Annotated in this window: 21 protein-coding genes; 4 read left to right on the top strand and 17 right to left on the bottom strand. The window is 71.0% G+C overall.

Translation table 11 applies throughout. The features are described 5' to 3' along the window. The first annotated feature begins 43 nt into the window (after window positions 1-43). Window positions 44-265: a twin transmembrane helix small protein gene (locus QM792_RS06835; protein ID WP_415148682.1), complete on the top strand. Its 222-nt coding sequence runs from the start codon at window positions 44-46 to the stop codon at window positions 263-265. A 49-nt stretch (window positions 266-314) separates the two neighbouring features. On the opposite strand, the gene QM792_RS06830 is transcribed toward QM792_RS06835, so the two are convergent. From QM792_RS06830 to QM792_RS06800, 7 genes are all read right to left on the bottom strand, one after another. Next, on the bottom strand, window positions 315-1199 hold the full coding sequence (locus QM792_RS06830; RefSeq protein ID WP_415148680.1) for a cytochrome c oxidase subunit 3: 885 nt from the start codon (window positions 1197-1199) through the stop codon (window positions 315-317). 34 nt (window positions 1200-1233) lie between these two features. Continuing rightward, entirely contained in the window at window positions 1234-1410 is a 177-nt protein-coding gene (locus QM792_RS06825; RefSeq protein WP_415151596.1) for a DUF2970 domain-containing protein, read from the bottom strand. Between the two features lie 50 nt (window positions 1411-1460). Beyond that, window positions 1461-2054: a cytochrome c oxidase assembly protein gene (locus tag QM792_RS06820; protein WP_415148678.1), complete on the bottom strand. Its 594-nt coding sequence runs from the start codon at window positions 2052-2054 to the stop codon at window positions 1461-1463. Window positions 2055-2070: 16 nt separating this feature from the next. Then, window positions 2071-2184, bottom strand: coding sequence for a cytochrome oxidase small assembly protein (locus QM792_RS06815; RefSeq protein ID WP_415148677.1), 114 nt, complete (start codon window positions 2182-2184; stop codon window positions 2071-2073). A gap of 10 nt (window positions 2185-2194) precedes the next feature. After that, window positions 2195-3838: a cytochrome c oxidase subunit I gene (ctaD, locus tag QM792_RS06810; protein ID WP_415148676.1), complete on the bottom strand. Its 1644-nt coding sequence runs from the start codon at window positions 3836-3838 to the stop codon at window positions 2195-2197. 24 nt (window positions 3839-3862) lie between these two features. Next, a complete protein-coding gene (gene coxB / locus QM792_RS06805; protein ID WP_415148674.1) occupies window positions 3863-5038 on the bottom strand; it encodes a cytochrome c oxidase subunit II in 1176 nt (391 codons plus the stop codon). Between the two features lie 192 nt (window positions 5039-5230). Then, the gene (locus tag QM792_RS06800) at window positions 5231-6154 is read right to left on the bottom strand and encodes a class I SAM-dependent methyltransferase (RefSeq protein ID WP_415148672.1); all 924 of its coding nucleotides are present in this window, start codon (window positions 6152-6154) and stop codon (window positions 5231-5233) included. Between the two features lie 22 nt (window positions 6155-6176). Between QM792_RS06800 and QM792_RS06795 the strand changes: the two genes are divergently transcribed. Together QM792_RS06795 and QM792_RS06790 are read left to right on the top strand one after the other, a co-directional pair. Beyond that, window positions 6177-6869 (top strand): ComF family protein, encoded by a 693-nt coding sequence (locus tag QM792_RS06795; RefSeq protein WP_415148671.1) that lies wholly within the window; start codon window positions 6177-6179, stop codon window positions 6867-6869. Between the two features lie 27 nt (window positions 6870-6896). After that, on the top strand, window positions 6897-7358 hold the full coding sequence (locus QM792_RS06790; protein WP_415148670.1) for a tRNA (cytidine(34)-2'-O)-methyltransferase: 462 nt from the start codon (window positions 6897-6899) through the stop codon (window positions 7356-7358). Between the two features lie 33 nt (window positions 7359-7391). Here the strand turns inward: QM792_RS06790 and QM792_RS06785 are convergent, their stop codons facing one another. From QM792_RS06785 to QM792_RS06765, 5 genes are read right to left on the bottom strand one after another with little or no spacing between them, the layout of a single operon-like run. Further along, the gene (locus tag QM792_RS06785) at window positions 7392-8363 is read right to left on the bottom strand and encodes a Bug family tripartite tricarboxylate transporter substrate binding protein (protein ID WP_415148669.1); all 972 of its coding nucleotides are present in this window, start codon (window positions 8361-8363) and stop codon (window positions 7392-7394) included. A gap of 19 nt (window positions 8364-8382) precedes the next feature. Then, window positions 8383-9366 (bottom strand): NAD(P)H-dependent glycerol-3-phosphate dehydrogenase, encoded by a 984-nt coding sequence (locus QM792_RS06780; protein WP_415148668.1) that lies wholly within the window; start codon window positions 9364-9366, stop codon window positions 8383-8385. A 20-nt stretch (window positions 9367-9386) separates the two neighbouring features. Further along, window positions 9387-9863, bottom strand: coding sequence for a protein-export chaperone SecB (secB, locus tag QM792_RS06775; RefSeq protein ID WP_415148667.1), 477 nt, complete (start codon window positions 9861-9863; stop codon window positions 9387-9389). Between the two features lie 54 nt (window positions 9864-9917). Continuing rightward, window positions 9918-10175, bottom strand: coding sequence for a glutaredoxin 3 (gene grxC / locus QM792_RS06770; RefSeq protein ID WP_415148666.1), 258 nt, complete (start codon window positions 10173-10175; stop codon window positions 9918-9920). 23 nt (window positions 10176-10198) lie between these two features. Continuing rightward, window positions 10199-10609 carry a rhodanese-like domain-containing protein gene (locus tag QM792_RS06765; protein ID WP_415148664.1) on the bottom strand — a complete coding sequence of 137 codons (411 nt, stop codon included), beginning with the start codon at window positions 10607-10609 and terminating at the stop codon, window positions 10199-10201. Between the two features lie 110 nt (window positions 10610-10719). Between QM792_RS06765 and gpmA the strand changes: the two genes are divergently transcribed. Continuing rightward, complete coding sequence (gpmA, locus tag QM792_RS06760; protein WP_415148662.1) at window positions 10720-11463, top strand: 2,3-diphosphoglycerate-dependent phosphoglycerate mutase; 744 nt, start codon at window positions 10720-10722, stop codon at window positions 11461-11463. 1 nt (window position 11464) lies between these two features. Here the strand turns inward: gpmA and QM792_RS06755 are convergent, their stop codons facing one another. From QM792_RS06755 to QM792_RS06735, 5 genes are all read right to left on the bottom strand, one after another. Then, on the bottom strand, window positions 11465-12349 hold the full coding sequence (locus QM792_RS06755; protein WP_415148661.1) for a ribose-phosphate diphosphokinase: 885 nt from the start codon (window positions 12347-12349) through the stop codon (window positions 11465-11467). Between the two features lies 1 nt (window position 12350). Then, the gene (locus tag QM792_RS06750; protein WP_415148660.1) at window positions 12351-13913 is read right to left on the bottom strand and encodes a thymidine phosphorylase family protein; all 1563 of its coding nucleotides are present in this window, start codon (window positions 13911-13913) and stop codon (window positions 12351-12353) included. A 106-nt stretch (window positions 13914-14019) separates the two neighbouring features. After that, window positions 14020-14760, bottom strand: coding sequence for a lysophospholipid acyltransferase family protein (locus tag QM792_RS06745; protein WP_415148659.1), 741 nt, complete (start codon window positions 14758-14760; stop codon window positions 14020-14022). Continuing rightward, entirely contained in the window at window positions 14757-16058 is a 1302-nt protein-coding gene (locus QM792_RS06740) for a dihydroorotase (protein WP_415148658.1), read from the bottom strand. Before QM792_RS06740 ends, QM792_RS06745 begins: the two co-directional genes overlap by 4 nt. After that, complete coding sequence (locus QM792_RS06735; protein WP_415148656.1) at window positions 16055-17017, bottom strand: aspartate carbamoyltransferase catalytic subunit; 963 nt, start codon at window positions 17015-17017, stop codon at window positions 16055-16057. The genes QM792_RS06740 and QM792_RS06735 overlap by 4 nt, the downstream gene beginning before the upstream one ends. Between the last annotated feature and the right edge of the window lie 43 nt (window positions 17018-17060).

The following is a 17060-nucleotide window of genomic DNA, read 5'->3' as shown; positions in this document are numbered from 1 at the left end:
CCGAGGGAAAGGCCGCAGCGGCGGCGGCGGATAATCGGCGCGCATGAAGATCCTGCTCGCGCTCGCTTTCGTCGGCATCCTCGGCGCGCTGGCCTCGGCCGGCGTGTTCATGCTGCGCGAAGGCCGCGACGGCCGGCCGAAGTCGGGCCGCATGATGCGCGCGCTCGCCGTGCGCGTGGCGATCTCGGTGGCGCTGTTCGCGTTCGTGATGCTGGCCTGGTACATGGGCTGGATCCAGCCGAAGGGCATTCCGCTGGGCTCCTAACGAAAAACGCCGCTTGCGCGGCGTTCCTCGCGGCCCCGCGGGTCTCGCCTCAGGCCCAGTACACCACGATGTACAGGCCGAGCCAGACCACGTCGACGAAGTGCCAGTACCACGCCGCGCCCTCGAAGCCGAAGTGGCGCTGCGGCGTGAAGTGGCCCTTCATCAGCCGCAGCGTGATGAACAGCAGCATCAGCATGCCGACCAGCACGTGGAAGCCGTGGAAGCCGGTCAGCATGAAGAAGGTCGAGCCGTAGGCGCCGGAGCTGAGCTTGAGGTTCAGGTCGCGGTAGGCGTGCATGTACTCGTAGCCCTGCACGCACAGGAAGGTCGCGCCCAGCAGCACGGTGATCCACATCCAGAAGATCGTCTTGCCGCGCTTGTCGGCGATCAGCGCGTGGTGCGCGATCGTCAGCGTGACGCCGGAGGTCAGCAGCAGCAGCGTGTTGATCGTCGGCAGCGGCCACGGGCCCATCGTCGTGAACGGCTCGACGATGCCTGCCGGCGAGCCGGTGTGGCCCGGCGCGGCGCTGGGCCACACGGCCTTGAAGTCGGGCCACAGCAGCGCGTTCTCCAGGCTGCCCAGGTTGGGCAGCGCGTGCAGGCGCGTCCAGTACAGCGCGCCGAAGAACGCGCCGAAGAACATCACCTCGGAGAAGATGAACCAGCTCATGCTCCAGCGGAACGAGACGTCGATGCGCTCGCTGTACAGGCCGCCCTCGCTCTCGCTGATCGCCTGGCGGAACCAGCCCTGCAGCACGAAGGCCCACATCAGCAGGCCGAACAGCGTGACCCACGCGCCCCAGCCGTGGCCGTTGACCCACTGGCCCGCGCCGAGGATGACGAAGAACAGCCCGGTGGCGGTGAGCACCGGAAAGCGCGACGGCTCCGGAACGAAGTAGTAGGGCGTCTGCCCGTGCGGGGTCGTTGCCGACATGGGTTCTCCTCTGGGTCCTGTTTCAGTCAGTTCTCTACTTCGCCACGCCGCTGGCGATGATCCAGTTGACGACGAGCACCAATACGCCGATGAAGACGACGGCGCCGATCACGCCGGCGACGATCACGTGCACCGGGTTGAGCTGGGCGATGTCGCTCTCGTGCTCGCGCGACTTGCGTACGCCGAAGAACGACCACGCCACCGCGCGCATCGTGCGCAGCAGCGAGCCCTTGCGGCGCGTGGCTTCCTTCAGGCCCTCGCTCACGAGCTGGGCTCCGCGGGCGTCTTGCCGCCCACCTCGAAGAAGGTGTACGACAGCGTGATGGTGCGCACGTCCTTGGGCAGCTTGGGGTCGATCACGAACACCACCGGCCACTGCCTGCTCTCGCCGGGCGCGAGCGTGTACTCGTTGAAGCAGAAGCACTCGAGCTTGTTGAAGTGCGCCATCGCCTGGCGCGGCGCGTAGCTCGGGATGGCCTGCGCGGCCATCGTGCGGTTCTGCACGTTGCGGAACTCGTACATCACCGTGGCCATCTCGCCGGGGTGCACGTCGAGCGAGCTGCGCGCCGGCTTGAACTCCCACGGCCCGCGCGCGTTGGCGTCGAACTCCACCGTGACCACGCGGCTGGTGTCGACCTGCGAGTTGCCGCGCGCGGCCGCCGGCGCGTTGCCCGGCACCTTGCGCTCGGCCACCGACAGCACGTTGATGCCCAGCGCCGTGCAGATCGCCGAGTACATCGGCACCAGCGCGTAGCCGAAGCCGAACATCAGCGCGACGATCACGCCGAGCTTGCCGAACATGCGCAGGTTGTCGCTGCGCAGCGTCGGGTCGGTGTCGTGCGGGCTCGCGCTCATGCCGGGGCTCGGTGGTTCAGATGCCGAAGAACGCGCTCTTGGCCATGAAGCCGACGAACAGCGCCAGCGCCACCGAGGCCAGGATCAGCCCGAGCCGCAGGTTGGCCTTCTTCTGTTCTTCGGGCGTCATCGTGCTCGCCTCAGCCGATCACCCTGGTGGCCGTCGCGTCGAGCTTGGGCGGCGTCTCGAAGGTGTGGAACGGCGCCGGCGACGGCACTTCCCACTCCAGGCCTTCGGCCGCTTCCCAGGGCTTCTGCGGCGCCTTGGGGCCCTTGCCGCGCATCATCGGCACGACCACGAAGAAGAAGAAGTACACCTGCATCAGCCCGAAGCCGAAGGCGCCGATCGAGGCGACCATGTTGAAGTCGGCGAACTGCATCGGGTAGTCGGCGTAGCGGCGCGGCATGCCGGCCAGGCCGAGGAAGTGCATCGGGAAGAAGGTGACGTTGAAGAAGATCAGCGAGCCCCAGAAGTGGATCTTGCCGCGCGTCTCGGAGTACATCACGCCGGTCCACTTCGGGCCCCAGTAGTAGACGCCGGCGAACAGCGCGTACAGCGAGCCGGCCACCAGCACGTAGTGGAAGTGCGCCACGACGTAGTAGGTGTCCTGGATCTGGATGTCGATCGGCGCCATCGCGCAGATCAGGCCGGTGAAGCCGCCCATCGTGAACACGAAGATGAAGCCGACCGCCCACAGCATCGGCGTCTCGAAGGTCATCGAGCCGCGCCACATCGTGGCGATCCAGTTGAACACCTTCACGCCGGTGGGCACCGCGATCAGCATCGTCGCGTACATGAAGAAGAGCTGGCCCGTCACCGGCATGCCGGTGGTGAACATGTGGTGCGCCCAGACGATGAACGACAGGATCGCGATCGACGCGGTGGCGTAGACCATCGAGGCGTAGCCGAACAGCGGCTTGCGCGCGAAGGCCGGGATGATCGCGCTGACGATGCCGAACGCCGGCAGGATCATGATGTAGACCTCGGGGTGCCCGAAGAACCAGAAGATGTGCTGGTACATCACCGGGTCGCCGCCGCCCGCGGGGTTGAAGAAGTGCGTGCCGAAGTGGCGGTCGGTCAGCGTCATCGTGATCGCGCCCGCCAGCACGGGCATCACCGCGATCAGCAGGTAGGCGGTGATCAGCCAGGTCCAGCAGAACAGCGGCATCTTCATCAGCGTCATGCCCGGCGCGCGCATGTTCAGCACCGTGACGATGATGTTGATCGAGCCCATGATCGAGCTGGCGCCCATGATGTGCATCGCGAAGATGCCGGCGTCCATGCTCGGGCCCATCTGCAGCGTCAGCGGCGCGTACAGCGTCCAGCCCGCGGCGGGCGCGCCGCCGGGCATGAAGAACGAGCCCACCAGCATGATCGCCGCCGGGATCAGCAGCCAGAAGCTGAGGTTGTTCATGCGCGCGAAGGCCATGTCGCTCGCGCCGATCTGCAGCGGGATCATCCAGTTCGCGAAGCCGACGAAGGCCGGCATGATCGCGCCGAACACCATGATCAGGCCGTGCATCGTGGTGAGCTGGTTGAACAACTGCGGGTTGACGATCTGCAGCCCCGGCTGGAACAGCTCGGCGCGGATCAGCAGCGCGAGCATGCCGCCGATCATCAGCATTGCGAACGAGAACAGCAGGTACATCGTGCCGATGTCCTTGTGGTTCGTCGCGTAGAGCCAGCGGCGCCAGCCGTGCGGCGCGTGGTGGTGGTCGTGGTGATCGTGACCGTGGGCGTGGCCGGCCGCGTGGCCGCCGTGGTGGTCGATGACAGCGCTCATGACGTGTGTCCTCAATGCGACGGATTACTTGCGGGCGGCGAGCACGTCCGCCGGCTGCACCACCTGGCCGGTCTTGTTCGACCAGTGGTTCTTGGTGTAGGTGATCACCGCGGCCAGCTCGGTGTCGGACAGGTGCTTCCACGGCGGCATCGCGCCGTTGTTCTGGCCGTTGAGCACCACGGCGATCTGCTTGGCCTTGTCGGCGTCGAGCACCACCGGCGAGGCGTCGAGCGGCTTGATCGGCCCGGCGCCCTGGCCGTTGGCCTGGTGGCAGGCCGCGCAGTTGGTGGCGTAGACCTTCTCGCCGCGCGCCACCAGGTCCTCGAGCTTCCAGACCTTGGCCGGATCGTCGGCCGCCGCCGCCATCTCCTTCTTCTTGGCCTCGACCCAGGCGCTGTAGTCCGCCTTGGCCAGCACCTTGACGTGGATCGGCATGTAGGCGTGTTCCTTGCCGCACAGCTCGGCGCACTGGCCGTAGAAGTCGCCCGTCTTCTCGGCGCGGAACCAGGCGTCGCGCACGAAGCCCGGCACCGCGTCCTGCTTGACGCCGAAGGCCGGCACCATCCAGGCGTGGATCACGTCGTTGGCGGTGGTGATGACACGCACCTTGGTGTCCACCGGCACGACCAGCGGGTTGTCGACCTTGAGCAGGTAGTCGTCGGTCGGCGGCGGGTGGCCGCTGTTGGACATCTCGCGGTGCGTGGGGTCGAGCGTGGACAGGAAGCCGATGCCCTCGCCCTCGCCCTTGATGTAGTCGTAGCCCCACTTCCACTGGTAGCCGGTGGCCTTGATGGTCAGGTCGGCGGCGCTGGTGTCCTTCATCGCGACCACCACCTTGGTGGCCGGCAGCGCCATCGCGATCACGATCAGCAGCGGCACGATGGTCCAGACGATCTCGACCGTGGTGCTCTCGTGGAAGTTGGCGGCCTTGGCGCCACGGCTCTTGCGGTGCTTGATGATCGAATAGAACATCACGCCGAAGACGGCGATGAAGATCACCGTGCAGATCACCAGCATGAACCAGTGCAGCCACTGCTGCTCGGCGGCGATCTTCGTCACCGGCGGGTGCAGGTCGAGCTGGTTGACCGCCGGCCCCCCCGGCAGGCTGTTGACGGCCAGCGCGGCCTGAGTGGCCAGCAGGGCGCCCGCCGCAACGGTGCCGCGCGCCAGCGCCGCGCGGAGTGATTTGATCGTCTTCATCGTTCTCACTTCAGATTTGATGCCGCTCAAGCCGCACCGGGCAGGTACTACCCCGGCTCCCCCAACCGCGCGGCGGCCACGTCGTCGAATGGCAGCGATCGTGCCGATCGACATCCCCTGTCTTACGTGGTACTGACCACCGAATCGCCAAGCACGCTCGTAGCGGCGCAGCTTTGATCGAGTGCAAAGATTTTAGCGCACCGCTTTGGCGTTCCGGCGCCGGATCAACGCGCGCATGTCGGCGATCGGCACGCGGGTCTCTTCGGCCACGGGCTGGCGCGGCGCGGCGCGGAAGGCATGGCCGTAGGCGACTTCGAAACTCAGCGAGATGCGCCCCTGCCCGTCGGCCAGAGAGGAAAGTGCATCCACCAGGCGCTCGCGCCAGCGCGGCGTGCGCAGCGCCCGAAAGCGCCGCGGCGAGGCGTTGCCGCCGAGCGCGCGCAGTTCGGCGAGCAGCGCGCCGGCGTCGCGCCACTGCAACGTCAGCAGTTCCTGGTCCATCACCGGATCGGCGAAGCCGGCATGCACGAGCATGTCGCCGAGGTCGTGCATGTCGACGAAGTTCGGCGTCGCGTCGCCCCAGCCGAGCCGCTCGTACAAGGCGCGCAGTTCGCGCAGCGTACCGGGGCCGAGGCAGGAGAACATCACGAAGCCGTCGATCGCCAGCGCCTGCTGCCAGCGCGCGAACAGCGCGGGCGGGTCGGCCACGGCGTGCAGCATCATGTTGGCCCACAGCAGTTGCGCGCCCGGCGGCAGCGCCTCGCCGTCGAGCTGCACGCGCGGCGCATCCGCACGCCAGCGCCGCGGCGACCACCACGGCCGCGCCAGCGCCGCCTCGCTGCGCCGCCCGAGCGCCGCGGTCGGCTCGACGAGCACACGCCGCGCCTGCGGATAGGCCTGCGCGAGCGCCGCCTCGCCGGCGCCCAGCCACGACCACCAGTCGATCAGCAGCGCGGGCCGCAGCCGGATGATTTCGAGCCGTTCAGCCATGCGCCGCGCCACCTCGCGATGCAGCCACGGCGCCTGGTCCGCGCGCGCCAGGCGGCGCAATGCGGCATCCACCGCCCGCGCGTCGAGCCCGCGCGCGGAACGGTCGGTGGCGGGCTCGTCGCTCATGGGCGGGCAGTATATTGAGCCGGTGCCGACCTTCGCCGCGTTGCTCGACGCCCTGCCCGGCCAGTGCAGCCTGTGCCGCGGCTGGGGGCGCGGCGCCTTGTGCGGCGACTGCCGCCGCCTCGCGGCCATCACACGGCCACGCTGTGCGCGCTGCGCCATCGCCGTGCCCGCCGGGCAGCCGCTGTGCGGCGCCTGCCTGCGCGAACCGCCGCCTTTCGAACGCACGTTCGCGGCGCTCGACTACGCCGAGCCGTGGAGCGGCCTGATCCGCCGCTTCAAGTTCCACGGCCACAGCGAACTGGCCAGTGTGTTTGCCGGCCTGCTGCGCGAGGCGGTGCGCGATGCGCCCGTGCCCGACCTCGTGCTGCCCGCGCCGCTGTCGGCGACACGGCTGCGCGAGCGCGGCTTCAACCAGTCGTGGGAACTGGCGCGCCGCCTCGGCGCGCCGGCCGATGCGCATCTGCTGCTGCGCATGCGCGACACGCCGCACCAGGCCGAGCTGCCGCTCGACCGCCGCGCCGCCAACGTGCGCGGCGCCTTCGCGCTCGAGCCGCTGCGGCTGCGCGAGGTGGAAGGCCAACGCATCGCGATCGTCGACGACGTGCTGACCAGCGGCGCCACCGCCGCCGAGATGGCGCGCACGCTGCTGGCCGGCGGCGCGGCCGGCGTGCAGTTGTGGGTGCTGGCGCGCACGCCCGCGCCGGCCGGCGCCTGAGGCGGCTTCGCGCAGAATGCGCGCGCCATGTTCAACATCGTGCTCGTGCACCCCGAGATCCCGCCCAACACCGGCAACGTGATCCGGCTCGCCGCCAACACCGGCTGCGCGCTGCACCTCGTCGAGCCGCTCGGCTTCTCGATGGACGACAAGCTGCTGCTGCGCGCCGGGCTCGACTACCACGAGTACGCCAGCGTGCGGCGCCATGTTTCGTGGCAGGCCTTCGTGCACGACTGCGCGCCGGCGCCGCAGCGCTGCTTCGCCTTCACGACACGCGCGACGCGCGTGTTCACCGACGTCGACTGGCGCGCCGGCGACTGGCTGGTGTTCGGCTCCGAGAGCGCGGGCCTGCCGGCCGACGTGCGCGAGGGCTTCGCGCCAGACCAGCGGCTGCGCCTGCCGATGCGCGCCGGCCAGCGCAGCCTGAACCTCGGCAACGCGGTGGCCGTCGCGGTGTTCGAGGCCTGGCGCCGCAACGGCTACGCGTAGAAATCCGTTCGCCCTGAGCTTGTCGAAGGGCGCTCACTCCGGCTTGACGCCCGCCGCCGCGATCACCCGGGCCCAGCGTTCGCGTTCGCCGGCCATCAGGTTGGCCAGCGCGGCCGGCGCGGTGCCCACGGCGCTGAAGTACTGCGCCAGCATCTTGGTGCGCAGCTCGTCGCTGCGGATGATGCGCACCAGTTCGCGCGAGACGCGCTCGACGATCGCCGCCGGCGTCTTCGCCGGCGCCAGCACCGCCTGCCACGAGATCGCCTCGAAACCGGCGTAACCCTGCTCGGCCAGCGTCGGGAATTCGGGCAGCGCGCTGCTGCGCCCCAGCGTGCTCACCGCCAGGCCGCGCAGCTTGCCGGCGCGCACCTGGCCCATCGCGATGCCGGGCACCATGAAGCCGGCCTGCACCTGGCCGGCCAGGATGGCGTTGACCACCTGCGGGAAGCCCTGGTACGGCACGTGCACGAGGTCGAGCCCGGCGCGGCTCTTGAACAGCTCCATCGCCAGGTGCGCGGCGCTGCCGTTGCCGACGCTGCCGTAGTTCAGCTCGCCCTTGCGCGCCTGCGCGACGCGCACGAAGTCGGCCAGCGTCTGCGCGCCGAGCCGGGGGTCGACCACCAGCAGGTTGGGCGAAGTCGCCACCAGCGTCACCGGCGCGAGTTCGCGCGCCGGGTCGTAGGGCAGCGACTTGCTCAGCAGCGGCGCGGTGACCAGCGGGCCCTGGATGGTGAACAGCAGCGTGTAGCCGTCGGGCTCGGCCTTGGCGACCGCGCCGGTGCCGACGTTGCCGCCCGCGCCCGGCTTGTTGTCGATCACCACCGGCTGGCCCAGCGCCACGCCGAGCGGCTCGGCGATCAGGCGGCCGATGAGATCCGGCGAGCTGCCGGGCGGAAAGGGAATCACGAACCTGATCGGCCGCGACGGCCAGGCCTGCGCGAAGGCCGGCAGCGCGAGCGACGCGGCGGCCGCGGCGGCGCCGCGCAACAGGTGACGACGATGCATGGGATTCATCTCCACGAAGTCAGTGTTCGGCGCGCGCTTCGCGCCCCATCAACTGCACGAGCGCACGCTGCGGCGTGACCGCGCCTTGCAGCACGCCGACCACCGCCTCGGTGATCGGCATCGCGACGCCGAGCGCGTGCGCGCGCTGCAGCACCGTCGGCGCGCTGAGCACGCCTTCGGCGACGTGGCCCAGCTCGGCGAGGATCTGCGCCAGCGGCGCGCCGCCGGCCAGCCGCAGGCCGACGCTGCGGTTGCGCGACAGGTCGCCGGTGGTGGTGAGCACCAGGTCGCCCAGCCCCGACAGGCCCATGAAGGTTTCGGCGCGCGCGCCCAGCGCGACGCCCAGGCGCGTCATCTCGGCCAGCCCGCGCGTGATCAGCGCGGCGCGTGCGTTCAGGCCGAGCGCCATGCCGTCGGCGATGCCGGTGGCGATCGCCAGCACGTTCTTGACCGCGCCGCCGACCTCGACGCCCACCGGGTCGGCCGAGGTGTAGACGCGCAGCGCCTCGCCGTGGAAGGCCTCGACGGCGCGTTCGGCCAGCGCCGCGTCGCCGCTGGCCGCCACCAGCGCGGTCGGCTGGCCGCGCGCGACTTCGAGCGCGAAGCTCGGGCCCGACAAAACGCCGCAGCGCAGCGAGGGCGCGACCTCGCGCGCCACTTCGTGGCCGAGCCGGCCGCTGCCCTGCTGGAAGCCCTTGCACAGCCACAGCACGCCGGCCGCGCCGGCGCGCAGGCGCCGCAGCATGTCTTCGAGGCCGGCCATCGGCGTGGCGATCACGATCAGGCCGTCGCGCGCATGCGCCACGGCGGCGTCGAAATCGCCGGTGACGTCCAGCGCCTCGGGCAGCGCCGCTTCGGGCAGGTAGCGCGTGTTGCGGCGGGCCTGCCGCATCGCCGCGGCCTGCGCCGCGTCGCGCGCCCACAGCCGCGTCGGCTGGCGCGCGCTGGCGCTCGCCGCGAGCGCCGTGCCCCAGGCCCCGGCACCGAGCACCGTCAGGTTCATCGGCGCGGCGCGCGAGGCCCTCAGTTGGCGCTGGTGATGATGCCCGAGCCGTTGCCCTGGGCCGCGTCCGCCTGGGCGCGCTGCGCTTCGTACATGGCCTGGAAATTCACCTCGGCCAGCAGCACCGGCGGGAAGCCGGCGCGTGTGCACACATCGGAGACGATGGCGCGCAGGTAGGGGTAGACGATGCCCGGGCAGGCGATGCCGATGATCTGGTCGACCTGTTCGGCGGGGATGTTGCGGATCTCGAAGATGCCGGCCTGCTTGGCCTCGACCAGGAACAGCACCTTGTCGTTGACCTTGGTGGTGACCGTGGCCGTCACCGCGACTTCGTAGACGCCGTCGGCGATCGCCTCGGCGCCCAGGCCGAGCTGGATGTCGACCGCCGGCTGCGCCTGCTCGAGCAGGATCTGCGGCGAGTTGGGCTGCTCCAGCGACAAGTCCTTCAGGTACATGCGCTGGATCTGGAACACCGGGGTCTGGTTGTCGTCGGCCATGGGAGTCTCGTTTTGAGTGGGGCCGCCGCGTCGGCGGCGGCGAACGGGCGATTATCAGCCCTGGAGCAGCGGCATCAGTCCGCCGCGCTGGTCGAGCGCGATCAGGTCGTCGCAGCCGCCCACGTGGGTGTCGCCGATGAAGATCTGCGGCACCGTGCGGCGCCCGGTCAGCGCGACCATGCGGTCGCGCTCGGCGGAGTCGAGGTCGATGCGCACTTCGTCGATGCTCTCGACGCCGCGCTGCCTGAGCAGCGCCTTGGCGCGCTGGCAGTACGGACAGACCTGGGTGGTGTACATCCTGACGGCGGCCATGGCGCTGTGTCCCTTCGCGGCGCTCAGGCCGACTTCTCGGTGGGCAGGTTGGCCTCGCGCCACGCCTTCAGCCCGCCGGCCAGCACGTGCGCACGCTCGTAGCCGGCTTTCTTCAGTTGCGCCGCGGCGCGCGAGGCGCGCGCGCCCGAGGCGCAGATCAGCACCACCGGCAGCGCCTTGTTCTTCGGCAGCGCGGGCGAGCCGTCGATCGAGCCCAGCGGCACGCTCTTCGCGCCGGCGGCGTGGCCGGCGGCGTATTCGGCCGGCTCGCAGACGTCGATCAGCACCGCCTTGTCGCGGTTGATCAACTGCACCGCCTCGGCCGGAGAGACGCGCCCGGCCAGGCCGCCGCCGCCGAGCTTGGGCCAGGCCAGCAGGCCGCCGGACACCAGCGCGGTGAGAAACAGGAACCAGTTGTCGATGAAGAACTTCAAGGGGCCTCTTGGCGCAGCGGCGGGCAAAGCGCGAATTATAGAATTCGCCGTTTGCGCCGCCGGCCCGCCCGGCCAATCCCCCACCCCCACCCGACCTGCCGACCCCGCCCATGTACAAGCTCGTGCTGATCCGCCACGGCGAATCGACCTGGAACCTCGAGAACCGCTTCACCGGCTGGACCGACGTCGGCCTCACGCCCACCGGCATCACGCAGGCCCGGGACGCCGGCCGGCTGCTGAAGGCCGAGGGCTACGAGTTCGACGTGGTGCACACCTCGGTGCTGCAGCGCGCGATCTGGACCACCTGGCACGCGCTGCACGAGATGGACCGCCACTGGCTGCCGGTGGTCAAGCACTGGCGCCTGAACGAGCGCCACTACGGCGCGCTGCAAGGCCTGAACAAGGCCGAGACGGCGAAGAAGTTCGGCGACGAGCAGGTGCTGGTCTGGCGGCGCAGCTACGACACGCCGCCGCCGCCGCTGGAAGCGAACGACCCGCGCTGCGAGCGCGCCGACCGCCGCTACGAGAAGCTCGCGCCCGGCGAGGTGCCGCTGACCGAATGCCTGAAGGACACCGTGGCGCGCGTGCTGCCGTACTGGAACGACACGATCGCGCCGGCCATCCGCGCCGGCCAGCGCGTGCTGGTCTCGGCGCACGGCAACAGCATCCGCGCGCTGGTGAAGTACCTCGACGGCATCTCCGACGACGACATCGTCGGGCTGAACATCCCGAACGGCATCCCGCTGGTCTACGAACTGGATGCCGACCTCGAGCCGATTCGCCACTACTACCTCGGCGACGCCGAAGCGGCGGCGAAGGCGGCGGCGGCGGTGGCGAATCAGGGCAAGGCCTGAGCTAGTCGCCGCGCAGCGCCGCCGCGAGCAGCGGCGCGATCGACACCACGTTGCTCGCGTGCGGCACCGCGTCGGTGCTCCAGATGCGCCGGATGCCGGCGTCGTGCAGGCGCGTGACGGCGTCGCGGTCGAACAGCGCGTGCACCACGGCCGCGTCCACCACCGCCACGCCGCGCTTGAGCAGCGCGCGCGCCGCCTGCACCAGCGTATGGCCGGTGCTCGCCACGTCGTCGATCAGCACGATCTCGCGGCCGGCGATGTCGATGTCGGGCAGTTCGACCTCGACATCGCGGTCGCCGCGGCGCGTCTTGCGGCAGACGAAGCCTTGCAGGCCGGTGCGCTCGCCGGCGGCGCGCACCCACTGGTCGGCCTCCTCGTCGGGGCCGGCCAGCAGCGGCAGCGTGGCGCCGGCCGGCCATTGCGCGGCGATCCATGCGCCGAGCAGCGGCGCGGCGCTCAGCGCCGTGCCGCGCGAGCCGGGCATCACCTCGTCGAGCGAGGCGATGCGGTGCAGGTGCGGGTCGACCGTCACGACGCGCTCGAACAGTTCGCCGAGGAAGCCGGCGACGATGGGCTGGCTGATCGCCTCGCCCGGGTGGAACTCGATGTCCTGGCGCATGTAGGCGAGGTAGGGCGACACCAGCGCGAGGTGCCTGGCGCCGAGGCGGCGCGCCGTCTTGGCGGCCAGCAGCAACTGCACCAGCCGCTCATTGGGCTGCTGCAGCCCGCGCAGCACGACCACCTGCTCGAGCAGCGGGCTGGGCAGCGTCAGCTTGATCTCGCCGTCGGGAAAGCGGTGCTCGGCGATCGTCGCCAGCCGGCAGCCGAGCTCGGCGGCCAGCTTCGCGGCCAGGTCGTGTTCGTCGGCGAAAGCGAGCAGCAGCATCTCAGGCCTCGTTGAAGGAGCCGGTGAAGTCGCGCGGCAGTTCGGCCGCGTCGCCGACGCGGTAGCCCGGCTCGGCGGCGGCCTTGCGGCGCGCGTACTCGAGGTCGGCCTCGAAGCGCGCGAACACACGGTACAGCGGCTCGCCGCGCCGCGCCGGCTCGCCCAGGCGGCGCAGCAGCTCGATGCCGGCGCCGGCCGCCTTGGGCGCGCCGGCGAGCTGCGCGATGCGCGCGATCGCCAGGTTGTCGATCGCCGTCACCACGCCGTCGGCATCGGCCCTCACCTCGAAGCTCAGCGGCGCCACCGGCGGCGCGTGCCAGTCGAACGGGCGCCGGCCCTGCGCGTCGACGATGCGGTTCATCTGCGCCAGCGCGCGGCCCGAGTCGAGGATGTCGCGCGCGATCGTGAAGCCGTCGCCGCCGCGCACGTCGGGGTCGAACTCGATCACGCGGCCGGCCAGGCGCAGCGCCTTCTGGCGCAGGTCGGCCGGCGCGGCGGGGTCGTTCTCCAGCACCTGCAGCACGTCGCGCGCCTCCAGCACCGGGCCGATGCCGCGGCCGATCGGCTGGCGGCCGTCGGTGATCACCACGTCGATGTGCAGTTGCAGCCGCGCGGCCACGTATTCGAACAGCTTCTTCAGCCGCTGCGCCTCGGGCATGCCGCGCACCTTGGCGCTCGGGCCGACCGGGATGTCGAGCACCAGGTGCGTCGAGCCGGCGGCGATCTTCTTCGACAGGATCGAGGCCACCATCTGCCCCGGCGAGTCGATGCCCAGCGGGCGCTCGACGGCGATCAGCACGTCGTCGGCCGGCGAGAGATCGGCGGTGCCGCCCCAGGCGAGGCAGCCGCCGCACTCGCGCACGATCCGCGCCAGGCGGTCGAACGGCAGGTCGACGCGCGCCAGCACTTCCATCGTGTCGGCCGTGCCGGCCGGCGAGGTGATCGCGCGCGACGAGGTCTTGGGGATCAGCATGCCGTGCGCGGCGACGATGGGCACCACCAGCATCGAGGTGCGGTTGCCCGGAATGCCGCCGATGCAGTGCTTGTCGACCACCGGCCCGCCGCGCACCTCGTGGCGCCAGTCGAGGCGGCGGCCGGCGGCGATCATCGCCTCGGTGAGGTGCAGCACCTCGTCGCGGTCCATCTCGAACTGGTTGGCGGCGACGACGAAGGCCGCCAGCTCGATCTTCGTGTAGCGCATGCGCGCGATGTCGTGCACGATGCCGCGCAGGTCGTCGCGCGACAGGCGCTCGCCGGCGATCTTGCGGCGCAGCGCGGCGATCGAGGCCGGCGGCTCGGCGTGCTGCAAGCTCGCAGCGTGGCCGGCCGGCAGGCCGAGGCTGTCGAAGGCCTCCTCGCTCAGCCCCAGTTCGGTGGGCGAGACGATGCACTCGTCGTCGACCACGTTGAGCACCGCCTGGATGCTCGCGCCGTTGCCGCTGACCTCCACCTTCGACAGCGCCTGGAAGCCCTCGGCGCGCACCGCGGTGCAGTCGCGGTGCAGGTAGGCGACGTGCTCGCGGAACGTGTCGATGGCGACGCGCCGGATGCTCAGCGGGGTCATGACTGCCCCTCGCCCGACGGGTACGTCGGCCGATCCCCCGAGGGGATGCGGGCCGGCTTGGGAGCGGCCCGGCGCTCGGCCCGCGTGCGGCGCGCTACGGCGTGCTTCATTCCCGTCCCTCGTTCAGCCGGCCCAGGATGGTCTCGCGCAGGTGCTCGGCCAGCGCGCGCCGGTCGGCATGGCGCGTGCCCTGCGCATTCTCGGCGATCACCTCGGCGACCAGCTCGTCGGCCGTCACGGTGGCCCACAGCGACGCCGCCAGACTGGTGTCGCCGACGTAGGCCGGCGCCTGGCTCACCTTCGCCTGCGCATCGCGGTAGCGCAGCACCAGCGGCTGCACCGGCGCGCCGGTGGCGATGGCGGCCTGCAGCAGGTTGGCGTGGAAGGGCAGCACGTCGTGGCCGTCGCTGGTGGTGCCTTCGGGGAACACCGCGACGATGTCGCCGGCGCGCAGCGCCTCGGCGATCTGGTGCACCACGCGCAGCGCGTCGCGTTTGCGCTCGCGCTCGATGAACAGCGTGCCGCCGCTGGCGACCATGAAGCCCAGCAGCGGCCAGCGCTTCACGTCGGCCTTGGAGACGAAGCGCACCGGGTGCAGCGCGTTGACCGCCAGGATGTCGACCCACGAGACGTGGTTGGCCACCACCAGCAGCGGCCCCGCATGGATGGCGCCGCGCGCCTCCAGCCGGATGCCCAGCGCGCGCAGCATGCGCCGCGACCAGCGCCCCACCTGCGCCATGCGCTGCGGCGGCGCGAGGAAGGGGAAACACAGCGCGCAGATCAGCGCGCCGGCCAGCGCCTGCCCCAGCGCGGCGGCCAGGCGCCAGAGCGCGCGGACGAAGTTCACTCGCGCGCGGCTTCGTAGGCCAGGTGTCCGCCGACGATCGTCGCCCGCACGCGGCCGGGCAGCTCGTAACCCGCGAACGGCGTGTGCTTGCCCTGGCTGCGCAGCGCGGCGGGGGTGACGGTCCAGTGCGCGGCGGGGTCGAACAGGCACAGGTCGGCCACGCCGCCCTCGACCAGCCGGCCCGTGCTGGAGCCGAGCGAGCCCAGCGATTCGCCCAGCACCGCCACCGGGCCGCGCGTCACGGTGGCCAGCGTCTGCGCCAGCGTGCGACCGCTGTCGGCGCCCCACTTCAGCGCCAGCGAGAGCAGCAGCTCGAGGCCGGTCGCGCCCGGCTCGGCCTCGGCGAAGGGCAGGTTCTTCGCGTCCTCGTCGACCGGCGTGTGGTCGCTGACCAGCGCGTCGATCGTGCCGTCGGCCAGCGCGGCGCGCAGCGCGTCGCGGTCGCGCTGCTGGCGCAGCGGCGGCGTGACGCGCATCGCGGCGTCGAAGTAGCCGATGTCCACGTCGGTCAGGTGCAGGTTGTTGACGCTGACGTCGCAGGTGAGCGGCAGACCCTCAGCCTTGGCCGCGCGCACCATGTCGACGCCGGCCGCGCTGCTCAGGCGGCACAGGTGCACACGCGCCTTCGTGTCGCGCACCAGCTCGAAGATCAGCGACAGCGCGATGGTCTCGGCGATCGCCGGCACGCCCGCGAGGCCCATGCGCGTGGCCAGCGGCCCCTTGGCGGCGACACCGTTGCCCAGCCACGGATCGTTCGGGCGCAGCCACACCGCGTAGCCGAAGGTGGAGGCGTAGGCCAGCGCGCGTTGCAGCACCAGCGTGTCGCGCACCGCCGCCTCGGCCTGCGAGAAGCCGACGCAGCCGGCCTCGGTGAGTTCGGCCATCTCGGTCAGCGCCTCGCCCTTCAGGCCGCGCGTCAGCGCGCCGAGCGGGTACAGCCGCGCCTGGTTGAGGTTGCGCGCGCGGAACTTGAGCATTTCGACGAGGCCGGGCTCGTCCAGCGGCGGGTCGGTGTCGGGCGGGCACACCAGGCTGGTGACGCCGCCGGCCATCGCGGCGGCCATCTCGCTTTCCAGCATGCCCTCGTGCTCGTGGCCGGGCTCGCGCAGCCGCGCGGCGAGGTCGACGAGGCCGGGCGCGACGACCAGGCCGCCGGCGTCCAGCGTGCGGTTGGGCGCGAAGTCGGCCGCCACGCGGCCGATGGCGACGATGCGCCCGGCGGCGATGGCGATGTCGCCGGCTTCGTCGCGGCCCGAGGCCGGATCGACGATGCGGCCGTTCTTGATCAGCAGTTTCATGCGTTGTTGCCCGCGATGATGGACATGACCGCCATGCGCACCGCGATGCCGAAGGTCACCTGCGGCAGGATGACGCTGTGCTCGCCGTCGGCCACCGCCGAGTCGATCTCGACGCCGCGGTTGATCGGTCCGGGGTGCATCACGATCGCGTCGGGCTTGGCCAGCGCCAGCTTCTGCGGCGTCAGGCCGTAGTTCTTGAAGAACTCGCCGGCCGAGGGCAGCAGCGCGCCGCTCATGCGCTCGTTCTGCAGGCGCAGCATGATGACCACGTCGGCGCCGGCGATGCCTTCGGCCATGTCGTGGCACACGCGCACGCCCATCTCGCGCAGGTCGCCGGGCACCAGCGTCTTCGGGCCGACGGCGCGGATCTCGGGCACGCCCAGCGTGGTCAGCGCGTGGATGTCGGAGCGCGCCACGCGCGAATGCACGATGTCGCCGACGATGGCCACCGTCAGGTTCGTGAAGTCGCGCTTGTAGTGGCGGATCGTGTACATGTCGAGCAGCCCCTGCGTCGGGTGCGCATGGCGGCCGTCGCCGGCGTTGACCACGTGCACGTGCGGCGCGCAGTGCTGCGCGATCAGGTAGGGCGCGCCGCTCTCGCCGTGGCGCACGACGAACATGTCGGCATGCATCGCGCTGAGGTTGGCGATGGTGTCGAGCAGGCTCTCGCCCTTGGCGGTGGAGCTGCGCGCGATGTCGAGGTTGATGACGTCGGCGGACAGGCGCTTGGCCGCGATCTCGAAGGTGGTGCGCGTGCGCGTGCTGTTCTCGAAGAACAGGTTGAACACGCTCTTGCCGCGCAGCAGCGGCACCTTCTTCACCTCGCGCTCGTTGACCGAGAGGAAGCTGCCGGCGGTGTCGAGGATCTGCGTCAGCACCGCCTTGGGCAGGCCCTCGATCGACAGCAGATGGATCAGCTCGCCGTGGGCGTTGAGCTGGGGGTTGCGCTTGGAGAGCATGTCAGTGGCGCCCGGCCGTTGCGAAGCCACTGACAGCCCCCTC

Origin of the sequence: Piscinibacter sp., from assembly GCF_047600445.1 — a bacterium.
In the GTDB taxonomy this organism is placed as follows: domain Bacteria; phylum Pseudomonadota; class Gammaproteobacteria; order Burkholderiales; family Burkholderiaceae_C; genus Piscinibacter.
This window is presented reverse-complemented; position numbering and strand designations above follow the sequence as displayed.

Coding starts and splice junctions, on each gene's coding strand:
- QM792_RS06835 (WP_415148682.1), top strand. CDS start 44: ATGAAGATCCTGCTCGCGCTCGCTTTCGTCGGCATCCTCGGCGCGCTG.
- QM792_RS06830 (WP_415148680.1), bottom strand. CDS start 1,199: ATGTCGGCAACGACCCCGCACGGGCAGACGCCCTACTACTTCGTTCCG.
- QM792_RS06825 (WP_415151596.1), bottom strand. CDS start 1,410: ATGCGCGCGGTGGCGTGGTCGTTCTTCGGCGTACGCAAGTCGCGCGAG.
- QM792_RS06820 (WP_415148678.1), bottom strand. CDS start 2,054: ATGAGCGCGAGCCCGCACGACACCGACCCGACGCTGCGCAGCGACAAC.
- QM792_RS06815 (WP_415148677.1), bottom strand. CDS start 2,184: ATGACGCCCGAAGAACAGAAGAAGGCCAACCTGCGGCTCGGGCTGATC.
- ctaD (WP_415148676.1), bottom strand. CDS start 3,838: ATGAGCGCTGTCATCGACCACCACGGCGGCCACGCGGCCGGCCACGCC.
- coxB (WP_415148674.1), bottom strand. CDS start 5,038: ATGAAGACGATCAAATCACTCCGCGCGGCGCTGGCGCGCGGCACCGTT.
- QM792_RS06800 (WP_415148672.1), bottom strand. CDS start 6,154: ATGAGCGACGAGCCCGCCACCGACCGTTCCGCGCGCGGGCTCGACGCG.
- QM792_RS06790 (WP_415148670.1), top strand. CDS start 6,897: ATGTTCAACATCGTGCTCGTGCACCCCGAGATCCCGCCCAACACCGGC.
- QM792_RS06785 (WP_415148669.1), bottom strand. CDS start 8,363: ATGCATCGTCGTCACCTGTTGCGCGGCGCCGCCGCGGCCGCCGCGTCG.
- QM792_RS06780 (WP_415148668.1), bottom strand. CDS start 9,366: ATGAACCTGACGGTGCTCGGTGCCGGGGCCTGGGGCACGGCGCTCGCG.
- secB (WP_415148667.1), bottom strand. CDS start 9,863: ATGGCCGACGACAACCAGACCCCGGTGTTCCAGATCCAGCGCATGTAC.
- grxC (WP_415148666.1), bottom strand. CDS start 10,175: ATGGCCGCCGTCAGGATGTACACCACCCAGGTCTGTCCGTACTGCCAG.
- gpmA (WP_415148662.1), top strand. CDS start 10,720: ATGTACAAGCTCGTGCTGATCCGCCACGGCGAATCGACCTGGAACCTC.
- QM792_RS06755 (WP_415148661.1), bottom strand. CDS start 12,349: ATGCTGCTGCTCGCTTTCGCCGACGAACACGACCTGGCCGCGAAGCTG.
- QM792_RS06750 (WP_415148660.1), bottom strand. CDS start 13,913: ATGACCCCGCTGAGCATCCGGCGCGTCGCCATCGACACGTTCCGCGAG.
- QM792_RS06740 (WP_415148658.1), bottom strand. CDS start 16,058: ATGAAACTGCTGATCAAGAACGGCCGCATCGTCGATCCGGCCTCGGGC.
- QM792_RS06735 (WP_415148656.1), bottom strand. CDS start 17,017: ATGCTCTCCAAGCGCAACCCCCAGCTCAACGCCCACGGCGAGCTGATC.